Annotated in this window: 10 protein-coding genes; 8 read left to right on the top strand and 2 right to left on the bottom strand. The window is 72.4% G+C overall.

Annotation, left to right across the window (positions count from 1 at the left end; all coding sequences use genetic code 11):
* Positions 1 to 543: 543 nt before the first annotated feature.
* Entirely contained in the window at positions 544 to 3,150 is a 2,607-nt protein-coding gene (clpB, locus tag P2H44_RS24155) for an ATP-dependent chaperone ClpB (RefSeq protein WP_275767872.1), read from the bottom strand.
* 223 nt (positions 3,151 to 3,373) lie between these two features.
* Between clpB and pyrF the strand changes: the two genes are divergently transcribed.
* On the top strand, positions 3,374 to 4,105 hold the full coding sequence (gene pyrF, locus P2H44_RS24150) for an orotidine-5'-phosphate decarboxylase (RefSeq protein WP_275767870.1): 732 nt from the start codon (positions 3,374 to 3,376) through the stop codon (positions 4,103 to 4,105).
* Between the two features lie 359 nt (positions 4,106 to 4,464).
* Here pyrF and thyX read toward each other — a convergent pair whose 3' ends face one another.
* The gene (gene thyX / locus P2H44_RS24145; RefSeq protein ID WP_275767868.1) at positions 4,465 to 5,397 is read right to left on the bottom strand and encodes an FAD-dependent thymidylate synthase; all 933 of its coding nucleotides are present in this window, start codon (positions 5,395 to 5,397) and stop codon (positions 4,465 to 4,467) included.
* A gap of 91 nt (positions 5,398 to 5,488) precedes the next feature.
* On the opposite strand from thyX, the gene P2H44_RS24140 reads away from it, so the two are divergent.
* The 7 genes from P2H44_RS24140 to P2H44_RS24110 all read left to right on the top strand — a co-directional run bounded on the left by P2H44_RS24140 (position 5,489) and on the right by P2H44_RS24110 (position 11,310).
* Complete coding sequence (locus P2H44_RS24140; RefSeq protein WP_275767866.1) at positions 5,489 to 5,917, top strand: VOC family protein; 429 nt, start codon at positions 5,489 to 5,491, stop codon at positions 5,915 to 5,917.
* A gap of 7 nt (positions 5,918 to 5,924) precedes the next feature.
* On the top strand, positions 5,925 to 6,737 hold the full coding sequence (locus tag P2H44_RS24135; RefSeq protein WP_275767864.1) for a DUF1194 domain-containing protein: 813 nt from the start codon (positions 5,925 to 5,927) through the stop codon (positions 6,735 to 6,737).
* 54 nt (positions 6,738 to 6,791) lie between these two features.
* Complete coding sequence (locus P2H44_RS24130) at positions 6,792 to 7,658, top strand: alpha/beta fold hydrolase (RefSeq protein WP_275767862.1); 867 nt, start codon at positions 6,792 to 6,794, stop codon at positions 7,656 to 7,658.
* A gap of 2 nt (positions 7,659 to 7,660) precedes the next feature.
* Entirely contained in the window at positions 7,661 to 7,894 is a 234-nt protein-coding gene (locus tag P2H44_RS24125) for a DUF1413 domain-containing protein (protein WP_275767860.1), read from the top strand.
* A gap of 167 nt (positions 7,895 to 8,061) precedes the next feature.
* Complete coding sequence (gene parE, locus P2H44_RS24120) at positions 8,062 to 10,092, top strand: DNA topoisomerase IV subunit B (RefSeq protein WP_275767858.1); 2,031 nt, start codon at positions 8,062 to 8,064, stop codon at positions 10,090 to 10,092.
* The gene (locus tag P2H44_RS24115) at positions 10,085 to 10,657 is read left to right on the top strand and encodes a hypothetical protein (protein WP_275767856.1); all 573 of its coding nucleotides are present in this window, start codon (positions 10,085 to 10,087) and stop codon (positions 10,655 to 10,657) included. Before parE ends, P2H44_RS24115 begins: the two co-directional genes overlap by 8 nt.
* Before the next feature lie 50 nt (positions 10,658 to 10,707).
* Positions 10,708 to 11,310, top strand: a complete 603-nt coding sequence (locus tag P2H44_RS24110; RefSeq protein ID WP_275767854.1) for a hypothetical protein — start codon at positions 10,708 to 10,710, stop codon at positions 11,308 to 11,310.
* Positions 11,311 to 11,349: the final 39 nt, after the last annotated feature.

The following is an 11,349-nucleotide window of genomic DNA, read 5'->3' as shown; positions in this document are numbered from 1 at the left end:
CCCAATCCCGAAAGATCAGAGCTTCCTCAGCAGGCGACATGCAGACTTCAAAACCGTCAGGAAAGATCCCCAACAACCGAACCGTCCGCACGTCCCTTCCAGAACCCGCTATGTCAAAGAGCCCGGCGACAACCCATCCGCTCGTTCCTGTCGGAACGCTCTGGACGCTCGCGGCTGCCGCTGAACCGGCCGAGAAGCAGCGCCCCTCGTCGGTGAGCGGGTATCTAAGGGATGGGCCGGGGGCCGTCAACAGGCCTTCGTCAGAAAAATGTCATGGCGGCCGATTTTCCGCCCGAAAGCCCATCGCCGTTGGGTCAGCCCGACCCTCCTCGCCGACCGGATCCGGGCGCGGACGGCGAATCCGGCCGCGCCAGGGGGCCGAAACGGGGTCGGAGGCGACTCGGCGCCCGGTCCTGACGTTGCGTCCCCCGCCCGGGTGACGTGGCTTCCCCGCCGACTCCGCGCCGAATCCGGCCCCGGAAACGAGTCGGGCGCGAGTCGGTGTCCCGACTCGCGCCCGCGTTCAGGCCCGACGGGCCCGGATCAGTGCAGGGTCGCCCCTGCCTCGGCCGAGGCGCCGCGCGCGCGGTCCCCGATCAGCAGGCCGTCGGGGCCGGCGCCCACGGGCACCACCTCGCCGTCCCGGATCGTGCCGGCCAGCAGCCGCTCGGCCAGCGGGTCCTGCAGGGCCTTCTGGATCACCCGCTTCAGCGGGCGCGCGCCGTAGACCGGGTCGTAGCCCCGGTCCGCCAGCCAGGTCCGCGCCTGCGGGGCCAGCTCGAGGTGGATCTTGCGATCCGCCAGCCGCGCCTCCAGCCCCTTGAGCTGGATCGTCACGATGCCGTCCATGTGCTCGCGGCTCAGCCGCTCGAACAGGACGATCTCGTCGAGCCGGTTCAGGAACTCCGGCCGGAAATGCGCGCGCACCGCGCCCATCACCGCCTCCCGCGCGTCCGAGGCCTGCGCCCCGTCCGGCAGGGAGGTCAGGAACTCCGCGCCCAGGTTCGAGGTCAGGATCACCAGCGTGTTCCGGAAGTCGACCGTGCGGCCCTGCCCGTCCGTCAGCCGGCCCTCGTCGAGGACCTGGAGGAGGACGTTGAACACGTCCGGGTGCGCCTTCTCGACCTCGTCGAAGAGCACGACCTGGTAGGGCCGCCGGCGCACGGCTTCCGTCAGCACCCCGCCCTCGTCATAGCCGACGTAGCCCGGAGGGGCGCCGATCAGGCGGCTCACGGCGTGCTTCTCCATGAACTCGCTCATGTCGATGCGCACCATCGCCGTGTCGTCGTCGAACAGGAACTCGGCCAGCGCCTTGGTCAGCTCGGTCTTGCCCACGCCCGTCGGGCCCAGGAACAGGAACGAGCCGATGGGACGGTTGGGGTCGCTCAGACCCGCCCGCGCCCGCCGGACCGCGTTCGAGACGGCGCGCACCGCCTCGTCCTGGCCGACCACGCGGTCGCCGATCACCTCTTCCATGCGCAGGAGCTTGTCGCGCTCGCCCTCCAGCATCTTGTCGACCGGCACGCCGGTCCAGCGGGAGACGACGGCGGCGACGTGCTCAGGCAGCACGGCCTCCTCGACCATCACGTCCTTGCTCTCCTGGGTCTCCGCCTCGGCGAGGCGCTTCTCCAGGTCCGGGATCACGCCGTAGGCGAGCTCGCCGGCCTTGGCCAGGTCGCCGCGCCGCTTGGCGGTCTCCAGCTCGTTGCGGGCGTGGTCGAGCTGCTCCTTCAGGTCGCGCGAGCCCTGCAGCTTGTCGCGCTCCGCCTGCCAGCGGGCGGTCATCGCGTCGGACTGCTCCTGAAGCTGGGCGAGATCGGCGGTGATCTTCTCCAGCCGATCGCGGGAGGCCTGGTCGGTCTCCTTCTTCAGGGCCTCGGCCTCGATCTGCTTCTGCAGGATGTCGCGGTCGAGCTGGTCGAGCTCCTCGGGCTTGCTGTCCACCTCCATGCGCAGGCGGGACGCGGCCTCGTCCATCAGGTCGATGGCCTTGTCGGGCAGGAAGCGGTCGGAGATGTAGCGGTTCGAAAGCGTGGCCGCGGCCACCAGCGCGGCGTCGGAGATGCGCACGCCGTGGTGGACCTCGTACTTCTCCTTGATGCCGCGCAGGATCGAGATCGCGTCCTCCACCGAGGGCTCGGTCACGAACACCGGCTGGAAGCGACGGGCCAGGGCCGCGTCCTTCTCGACGTGCTTGCGGTATTCATTGAGGGTCGTCGCGCCCACGCAGTGCAGCTCGCCCCGCGCCAGCGCCGGCTTCAGCAGGTTCGAGGCGTCCATCGCCCCGTCCGACTTGCCCGCGCCCACGAGGGTGTGCATCTCGTCGATGAACAGGATGATCTCGCCGTCGGACGAGGTCACCTCGTTCAGCACCGCCTTCAGACGCTCCTCGAACTCGCCGCGATACTTCGCGCCGGCGATCAGGGAGCCCATGTCGAGGCTCAGCAGCTTCTTGTCCTGCAGGCTCTCGGGCACGTCGCCGTTGACGATGCGCATGGCGAGGCCCTCGGCGATGGCGGTCTTGCCGACGCCGGGCTCGCCGATCAGCACGGGGTTGTTCTTGGTGCGGCGGGAGAGGACCTGCACGCAGCGGCGGATCTCCTCGTCGCGTCCGATGACGGGGTCGATCTTGCCCTCGCGGGCCGCCTCGGTCAGGTCGCGCGCGTACTTCTTGAGCGCCTCGAACTGATCCTCGGCCGAGGCGCTGTCGGCGGTGCGTCCCTTGCGCATGTCCTCGATGACCTTGTTGAGGGCCTGAGCGGTCACGCCGCCCTCGGCCAGCGCCTTCGAGGCGTCGGACTTCTGGATGGCGAGCGCGGTCAGCAGGCGCTCGACGGTGACGAAGCTGTCGGAGGCCTTCTTGGCCATCTGCTCGGCCTGGTCGACGACCTGGGCGAAGGACTGGTCGAGATAGACCTGCCCGCCCTGGACCTTCGGCAGCTTGGCGACGGCGAGGTCGTTGGCCGCGCGCACCTTCTGCGCGTCGCCGCCCGCCCGCGCGATCAGCGCGCTGGCGAAGCCCTGGTCGTCGTCCATCAGGGCTTTCAGAAGATGGTCGGGGGTGAGCCTCTGGTGGCTCTCGCGCATCGCGATGGTCTGGGCCGCCTGGACGAACCCGCGTGCGCGGTCGGTGAACTTTTCCAAGTTCATGCTCGCTCTCCTCATCAGCGCCTCGACCCAGGGCGCCCTCCTCGGAGGCGCGCCCGGCCTGGCCTGCAATCTGTCGGAGCGCCCCGAAGGCCCGCCCCGTTTCGTATCCGATATGGGCGGCGCTCTTCCCCCTCACAAGACCTTGAGCTTGCGGATTCGCGCGGGCGGGCGTATCGCCAGAGGCGTCCCGCCAGACCCCGTATATATAGAGAGGAGCCGCGCCATGTCCGTCGCCGCCTTCCCCACGCGCAAGCCCGCGACCGGACCGGATCCCCGCGACCGCCTGATCGTGGCCCTCGACGTGCCCGACGCGGTCTCGGCGCTCGACCTCGCCCGGCGGCTGGGGGACTCGGTCACCTTCTACAAGATCGGCCTGGGGATGCTGACCACCGGCGGGCTCGCCGCGGCGATGGAGCTGAAGGAGACGGGCAAGCGCGTCTTCCTCGACATGAAGCTCTTCGACATCCCCGCCACGATCGAGCATGCGGTGCGCCGCCTGGCGGGCTTCGACCTCGACTTCCTCACCGTCCACGGCGACCCCAGCGTGGTGCGCGCCGCCGCCGCCGGCGCCTCGGGGACGGGCATGAAGATCCTGGCGGTGACGGTGCTGACCAGCTCCGACCGCGCCGACCTCGACGCCGCGCTGATCCGGCCGGGCGAGGTGTCCGACCTGGTGGTCGAGCGCGCGGCCCGCGCCTGGGAGGCCGGCGCCGACGGCGTCATCGCCTCCGCGCAGGAGGCCGCGGCCCTGCGCGCCCTGCCCCAGAGCGCGGGCAAGCTGATCGTCACCCCGGGCATCCGCCCGGCCGGCGGCGCGCTCGACGACCAGAAGCGGATCGCGACGCCCGGCGCCGCGGTGCGCGCCGGCGCGGATCATATCGTGGTGGGGCGACCCGTGTGGCAGGCCGACGACCCGGCGGCCGCGGCGCTGGCGATCCAGGCGGAGCTGCCCTGAAAGCGTCGAGAGCGGGCCTCCGAGGCGGGGCTCGTCGGCTGGCCGCTGCGCGGGGGCGGCCTCGGGGCCGCCCGGAAGGCCGCTTCCGGACTCACCTGGGAACAAGGCCGCGCCTGCTCCCCGCAGCCGTCCATCGCTGAAGATGCCTGAGCGGCTCGGCGGGCGGGGTCAAGGACAAGCCCCGCTTCGCGGGGTCGCTCCGCGATCCCTGACCCCGCCCGCCGAGCCGCTCTTTTCGGCATCAGCGATGGACGGCTCCGGGGAACAGGCGCTCCGCGAGGCATGGCCGGCGTCGCGCCGGATCGGGGAGCGCGGCCCCGGGGGCGGCGCGGCGCTTCATATATGACGTGCGGGGAGCCTCAGCCGGCCAGCGCCGCCTGGAACTCGCGCCACTCGCCCGCGCTCATGCCGCTCGTCTCCTGCGTGACCGTCTCGCCCGCCAGCATCCGGCGCAGGCAGGCCATGGCGGAGGCGGAGAGCTGCACGGCGCCCAGGCGGTACTCCTCGAACGCCTCGTAGGCGGCGGGGACCCAGGCCTTGGCGATCTCGCACATCGCGTCGGCGTAGACGCGGATCTCGTACTGGGCGTGCGGGTCGGCGCGCAGGCGCAGGAAGTGGAAGAGGTTGTGCAGGTCGATCTTCCAGTACCACTGGGTGTAGACGTTCGCCGTCAGGTTCATCCGCGCAAGCTCCCGCGCGAGCCCCGCGCGGTCCGCGTCCGCGGGGTTCCCCTCGGCGTCCTCGTTCAGCATCCACTGGTAGTGGTCGTAGCCGCGCCCCGCGTCGTCGCGCAGCATCCGCAGCACGGTCTCCGCCTCCTCCCCCTGCAGGGTCGCGCCGCGGCCCTGGCGGTTGGAGCTGCTCTGCGCGGCCAGGTGCTCGGGCGCGGGAATGTAGAATTCCCGGTCGAGGATCGAGTAGCGGGCCGAATACTCGTTCACGTTGGCGGTGCGGTGGCGGATCCACTGGCGGGCCACGAAGATCGGCAGCTTCACGTGCAGCTTGATCTCGCACATCTCGAAGGGGGTCGAGTGCCAGTGCCGCATCAGGTAGCGGATCAGCCCGCGGTCGTCGCGCGCCTTGCGCGTGCCGGCGCCGTAGCTGACCCGCGCCGCCTGCACGATGGCCGCGTCGTCGCCCATGTAGTCGACCACGCGCACGAAGCCGTGGTCCAGCACCGGGATCGCCGAATACAGCAGCCCCTCGATCCCCTCGGCCACCGGACGCAGCGTCGGGCGGGTCTGCGCGCGCGCGGCCTCGATTTCGGCCTGTTGTTCCGGGCTGAGCGTCATAGATTGTCCCCGAGGCAAAACGTGCGGGCGTCGGCGGCGGCCGAGTCGTCGCCCATCCATATCTGGCGCCCACGACAGAAGGAACCCCCATATGCAGATCAAATACCTCCACACCATGGTCCGCGTTAAGGATATAGACGCCTCGAAGGCGTTCTATTGCGACCTGCTGGGCCTGAAGGAGGTGCGCCGCATCGACAACGAGGCCGGCAAGTTCACGCTCGTGTTCCTGGCCCCCCCGGGGCAGGAGGAGGCGCAGGTGGAGCTGACCTACAACTGGGGCTCGGACGAGGATTACGGCTCGGGCCGCAACTTCGGCCACCTCGCCTACTCGGTCGAGAACATCTACGAGATGTGCGAGAAGCTGCAGGCCGCCGGCGTCACCATCAACCGCCCCCCGCGCGAGGGCCGCATGGCCTTCGTGAAAAGCCCCGACGGCGTCTCGATCGAGCTGCTGCAGATGGGCGACGCGCTGCCGGTCCAGGAGCCCTGGGCCAGCATGGAGAACACCGGAACCTGGTGACCCGCCGATGACGATGGCCCCGCTCCCCCTCGCCCGCCTCCGCGCCCACGCCGGCTCCGCCCGGCGCGAAGACGGCGGCCGGCGAAAACCGGGGGGGCGGGGCGCGCGCCTCGCCCTGGTCGCGGCGGGGCTCGTCGCGGGGCTCGCCGCGCCGGCATCGGCCGCCTGCGCGCTGGGGCTGGCGCTGGCGCTCGACGTCTCCTCCTCGGTGGACGAGGGGGAATACGCGCTCCAGGCCCGGGGCCTGGCCGAGGCGCTCGAGGACCCGGACGTGAAGGAGGCGCTGCTCGATCCCGGCACGGGCGAGGTGCGCATCGCCGTCTACGAATGGTCCGGCCGCTGGCAGCACGCGCTGGTCGCCGACTGGCGCCCGATGACCTCGCCCCAGGCGATCGACGAACTGGCCGCCCGCGTGCGCACCGCCGTGCGCAGCCACTCGGACTATCCCACCGCGCTGGGCCACGCGATCGGCTTCGCCTCCCGTCTGCTCGACGACGTGCAGGAGTGCGAGCGGCGGGTTCTCGACGTATCCGGCGACGGCGCCAACAACGACGGCTACGAGCCGATGACCGCCTATTCCAGCTTCCCCATGGACGACGTGACGGTGAACGCCCTGGTCGTGGGCGGCGTCGCGCGCCCGCAACTGGTGCGCTATTTCGAGACGATGGTGATCAAGGGCGTCGGCGCCTTCGCCGAGGTGGCCGAGGACTACGGCGACTACGCCGAGGCGATGAAGCGCAAGCTCTTGCGGGAGATCCGGCCCCCCCTCGCCATCGGCGCGCTGGAGGCCCCCGCGCCCGAGGAGGCGCCCCCCGGCTGATCCCGCCCCGGGATCGGCCCCGCAGGAAACCGGAACCGAGACAGGGAGCCCTTCATGCAGACCGCCTGCCGCGCCGCCGCCGGCGCGGAGCCCGCGCGCGAGCCCGAGTCCTTTCACGTCCACGGCCTGCACGTGGACCTGCACGGCCCGACCGACCCCGCGGCCGACCCGCGGACGCCGCCCCTGCTGCTGGTCCACGGCTTCATGGCCAGCCGTGCGCAGTGGCACGGCAACCTCCCGCGCCTCTCGCGCCGCCGACGCGTGGCGGTGGTGGAGCTGCTGGGCCACGGCCGCTCCGCCGCCCCGACCGATCCCGCCGCCTACGAGGCCCCCCGCTACTTCGCCGCCTTCGAGGCGCTGCGCGAGCGGCTGGGCGTCGCCCGCTGGCATGTCTGCGGGCAGAGCATGGGGGCCGGCGTCTCGGTCGCCTACGTGCTCGCCCACCCTGAGGCGGTGTTCGCCCACGCCTTCACCAACTCCGGCGCCGTGATGACGGTCGCGGGCGACCCCGCCCGCATCGCAGAGCGGCGCGCCGCCGCCGCCGAGATCCGCGCCGGCGGGCGCACGGGCCTGCCCCGGACCCGCGTCCACCCCTCCAAGGCCACCCGCTACCCGGCCGAGACCAAGGCCCGCCTGATGGCCGACGCCCAGCTGCTGGACCCCGAGGCCTGCGCGCTGGCGATGGAGGCGCTGCTGCCCTCCGTCGCCGTGAAGGCCCGCCTGTCGGAGCTCCGCCCCCCGACCCTGCTGGTCAACGGCCGGTGGGAGAAGCGCTTCCAGACCCACCTCCCCCACGCCCGCGCCGCGATCCCGGACCTCGAGATCGTGGACCTCGAGGGCGGCCATTCGATCAACGCCGAGCAGCCCGAGGCCTTCGACGCGGCGCTCGAGGGGTTCCTCGACCGCCATCCCGGCCCCTGACCTTGCAGCTCGACGACGACCTCCCCCGCCTGCGCCGCGCGCTGGCCGAGCGCCCCGCCGGTCCCGTCCATTTCGCCGAACTCTGGGGCCCCGGCTGGGAGAAGCTGGGCATCGGCGAGCGGGTGAGGCTGGGCCACGCCTTCCTCGACGCCGTGCGCGCCGGCCGGCTGCCGGGGCTCACGGACGCGGGCCGCAAGACCGGGGGCGGGCGCCTCTATCTCTGGGCGGGGGCCTGAGCGCCCCGCGCGGCGGGGACCCGTCGTCGCGCCGCCTCTACATTTCGCGGTTTTCACGCCGCAGACGCCCAGATGCAGCCTCTGCGCGCATGCCGCCCATTGATCCCGCGGCCCTCCGCGCGCGATACTCCGCGCCAAATCACACGAACCGAGCAGGACCCAACTCCATGGCCGAGCCCGCGCGCAAGACCGCCGGCAAGACGGCGGGCGAAGACCTCTTCGCCGGCGCCGACGCGACCGAGTCCTACGACGCCTCCTCCATCGAGGTGCTCGAGGGGCTGGAACCCGTCCGCAAGCGCCCCGGCATGTATGTCGGCGGCACCGACGAACGCGCGCTGCATCACCTCGTCGCCGAGGTGCTGGACAACTCGATGGACGAGGCCGTCGCCGGCCACGCCAACCGCATCGAGCTGGAGCTGCTGGCCGACGGATCGTGCCAGGTGCGCGACAACGGCCGCGGCATCCCGGTCGATCCCCACCCCCGCTTCCCCGGCAAGTCCGCGCTGGAGGTGATCCTGTGCACGCTGCACGCGGGGGGCAAGTTCTCGGGCAAGGCCTACCAGACCTCGGGCGGCCTGCACGGCGTCGGCGTGTCGGTGGTCAACGCGCTCTCGGACGCGCTGACGGTCGAGGTGGCGCGCAACAAGGTGCTGTGGCGGCAGTCCTTCTCCCGCGGGATCCCGCAGGGCCCGGTCGAGCAGGTGGGCCCCGCCCCCAACCGCCGCGGCACCACCGTGATCTTCCACCCCGACGCCGAGATCTTCGGCCCCCGCGCGGCGCTGAAGCCCGCGCGGCTGATGAAGATGGCCCGCTCGAAGGCCTATCTCTTCTCGGGCGTCGAGATCCGCTGGAAATGCGCGCCCGAACTGCTGAAGGAGGGCGACGACACCCCCGCCGAGGCGGTCTTCCACTTCCCCGGCGGCCTCGCCGACTACCTGGCCGAAAGCCTCGCCGGCGCGCCCTGCTGCGCCGACCAGCCCTTCGCCGGCAAGGTCGACTTCGTCGAGAAGTTCGGCCCCGACACCCCCGGCTCGGTCGAATGGGCGGTGAACTGGACGCCGGCGCGCGACGGCTTCGTCTCCTCCTACTGCAACACCGTCCCCACGCCCGAGGGCGGCACCCATGAGCAGGGCTTCTGGGCCGCCGTGCTGAAGGGCCTGCGCGCCTATGGCGAGCTCGCCTCGGTGAAGAAGGCCGCGATGCTGACGCGCGAGGACGTGCAGGGCGCCGCCTGCGCGATGATCTCGATCTTCATCCGCGAGCCGGAGTTCGTCGGCCAGACCAAGGACCGCCTCGCCACCACCGAGGCCGCCCGCCTGGCCGAGAACGCGGTGCGCGACCGCTTCGACACCTGGCTCGCCGCCGACCCCAAGCGCGCCGGCGCCATCCTCGACTTCGCCATGCTCCGCGCCGAGGAGCGCGTGCGGCGGCGGCAGGAGAAGGAGACCCAGCGCAAGACCGCCACCAAGAAGCTGCGCCTGCCCGGCAAGCTGGCGGACTGCTCCGACAGCGCGCGCAACAACTCCGAGATCTTCCTGGTCGAGGGCGACAGCGCCGGCGGCTCCGCCAAGCAGGCGCGCGACCGCAAGACCCAGGCGGTGCTGCCGCTGCGGGGCAAGATCCTCAACGTGGCCAACGCCTCCGTCGAGAAGCTCGCCCAGAACCAGGAGCTGCAGGACCTCTGCCAGGCGCTCGGCGTCTCCCCCGGCTCGCGCTTCAACCTCGAGGATCTGCGCTACGAGCGCGTGATCATCATGACCGACGCGGACGTGGACGGGGCGCATATCGCGTCCCTGCTGATGACCTTCTTCTTCCGCCAGATGCGCCCGCTGGTCGACGCGGGCCGCCTGTTCCTGGCCGCGCCCCCGCTCTACCGGATGACCCAGGGCGGCCGCACCCTCTACGCCCGCGACGACGCCCACCGCGAGGAGCTGCTCGAGACCGTCTTCGCCAAGGGCCGCGGCAAGATCGACGTGGGTCGCTTCAAGGGCCTGGGCGAGATGATGCCCAGGCAGCTCAAGGAAACCACGATGGACCCCAAGACCCGGACCCTGATCCGGGTGACCATCGACGAGGACGAGCCCGGCGAACAGGGCGAGACCTCGGCGCTGGTGGAACGCCTGATGGGCCGCAAGGCCGAGCTGCGCTTCCAGTTCATCCAGGAGAACGCCCGCTTCGCCGAGGACCTGGATGTCTGATCGCCGCGCCCTCGCCCGCGCCCGCCGCCGGGGGCCGCTCGCGGCCGTCCTGCTGGCGGCGCTGGCGGCGGCGGCCTGCGACTCGGAGGCCTCGGACGTCGAGATCACCGGCGTCGAGCTGCGCCCGGAATACGACGCCTCCCTTCTGCGCCCCGGCCGCGTCGCGGTCGAGCCGCACAACGCCCCCCTGCCCAACCTGGACCCGGCAGAGGTCGCGGGCCTGTTCCGGATGCCCGAGGGGCTGCCCCAGGCGCTCGACCTGCCCCCGGTCGCGCCGGGGGGCTGGGCGCGCTCGGAACACGGGCGGCTCCTGCGCCTCGCCGTGATCTTCAATCCCGAGACCCCGGTCGAGGGCGACGTCCTCTGCGCCGCCGAGGCGCCGATCGAGGCGCAGGCCCCGCTCGCGGACCGGTTCACCGCCTCGCTCGCCCTTTGCCTGCGCGACACGGCGCTGGCCGAGGGGCGGATCCGGGCCCGCCGCTCGGGAGACCTCGACGCCGACTGGGTCTCCGCCCGGCTGGGGGAGCTGATGTCGGGCGTGCTGGGACGCGGCGCGCAGAACTGACGCGCCCGGCCGCCGCCCCGGCGCGTCGCGCGCAGGAAGGAGCCTTCGCCATGACCCTCGGCCGATCCCCGCGCCGCCGCCCCATCCGCCGCCCCGTCCGTCGCGCGCTCCCCATCGCGCTCCTCGCGCCGGCGGCCCTGGCGCTGGCGGGCTGCGCGGGCGGGACGGGGGGCGAGGGCTGGACCTCGGTCACCACGCCGATGATCGACACCGCCTACGATCCCCGCCAGGTCTTCCGCGGCGCGCCCATGCCGCTCGAACTGCGCGGCGCGCCGCCCGACGGCGCCTCCCCCGCCGAGGTGGCCGCGGCGATGACCCTGCCGGCCCGCTTCGGCTCCAGCCCCTTCGTCCTGGCGCCGAACGCGCGCCACGAGACGCGGGTGGTGGTCGCCTTCAACCCCGCCGAGCGCCTTTCCGGCTGCCGCGGCCCCGCCACGACCGGCGCCGCCCGCTCCGACGGCGCGCTCGAGGCGCTGGTCGCCTACTGCCGGGGCGAGCGGGAGCTGAGCTCGGTCCTCGTGCGCAGCACCGCCACGGCGGGGCCGCGCGACGCGGGCTTCGCGCGGGCGATGAACCAGGCCTTCCAGGCGCTGCTGCCCAACCGCGGCCCGGACGAGCAGGGCGACCGCGACTCCCGCCGCCGCCCGCGCTGACGCCGGCCGGGCCCCGGCCCAGGCCCCAACCCGGTCCGA

The sequence above is a fragment of the Albimonas marina genome (genome assembly GCF_029223255.1).
GTDB lineage: Bacteria > Pseudomonadota > Alphaproteobacteria > Rhodobacterales > Rhodobacteraceae > Albimonas.
The sequence above is the reverse complement of the archived record's forward strand: the minus strand, read 5'-3'. Positions and strand labels throughout refer to the sequence as shown.

Excerpts from the sequence above, each read along its gene's own strand:
- parE (WP_275767858.1), top strand. The coding sequence starts at position 8,062 with ATGGCCGAGCCCGCGCGCAAGACCGCCGGCAAGACGGCGGGCGAAGAC.
- P2H44_RS24130 (WP_275767862.1), top strand. The coding sequence starts at position 6,792 with ATGCAGACCGCCTGCCGCGCCGCCGCCGGCGCGGAGCCCGCGCGCGAG.
- P2H44_RS24110 (WP_275767854.1), top strand. The coding sequence starts at position 10,708 with ATGACCCTCGGCCGATCCCCGCGCCGCCGCCCCATCCGCCGCCCCGTC.
- pyrF (WP_275767870.1), top strand. The coding sequence starts at position 3,374 with ATGTCCGTCGCCGCCTTCCCCACGCGCAAGCCCGCGACCGGACCGGAT.
- P2H44_RS24140 (WP_275767866.1), top strand. The coding sequence starts at position 5,489 with ATGCAGATCAAATACCTCCACACCATGGTCCGCGTTAAGGATATAGAC.
- thyX (WP_275767868.1), bottom strand. The coding sequence starts at position 5,397 with ATGACGCTCAGCCCGGAACAACAGGCCGAAATCGAGGCCGCGCGCGCG.
- clpB (WP_275767872.1), bottom strand. The coding sequence starts at position 3,150 with ATGAACTTGGAAAAGTTCACCGACCGCGCACGCGGGTTCGTCCAGGCG.
- P2H44_RS24115 (WP_275767856.1), top strand. The coding sequence starts at position 10,085 with ATGTCTGATCGCCGCGCCCTCGCCCGCGCCCGCCGCCGGGGGCCGCTC.
- P2H44_RS24135 (WP_275767864.1), top strand. The coding sequence starts at position 5,925 with ATGACGATGGCCCCGCTCCCCCTCGCCCGCCTCCGCGCCCACGCCGGC.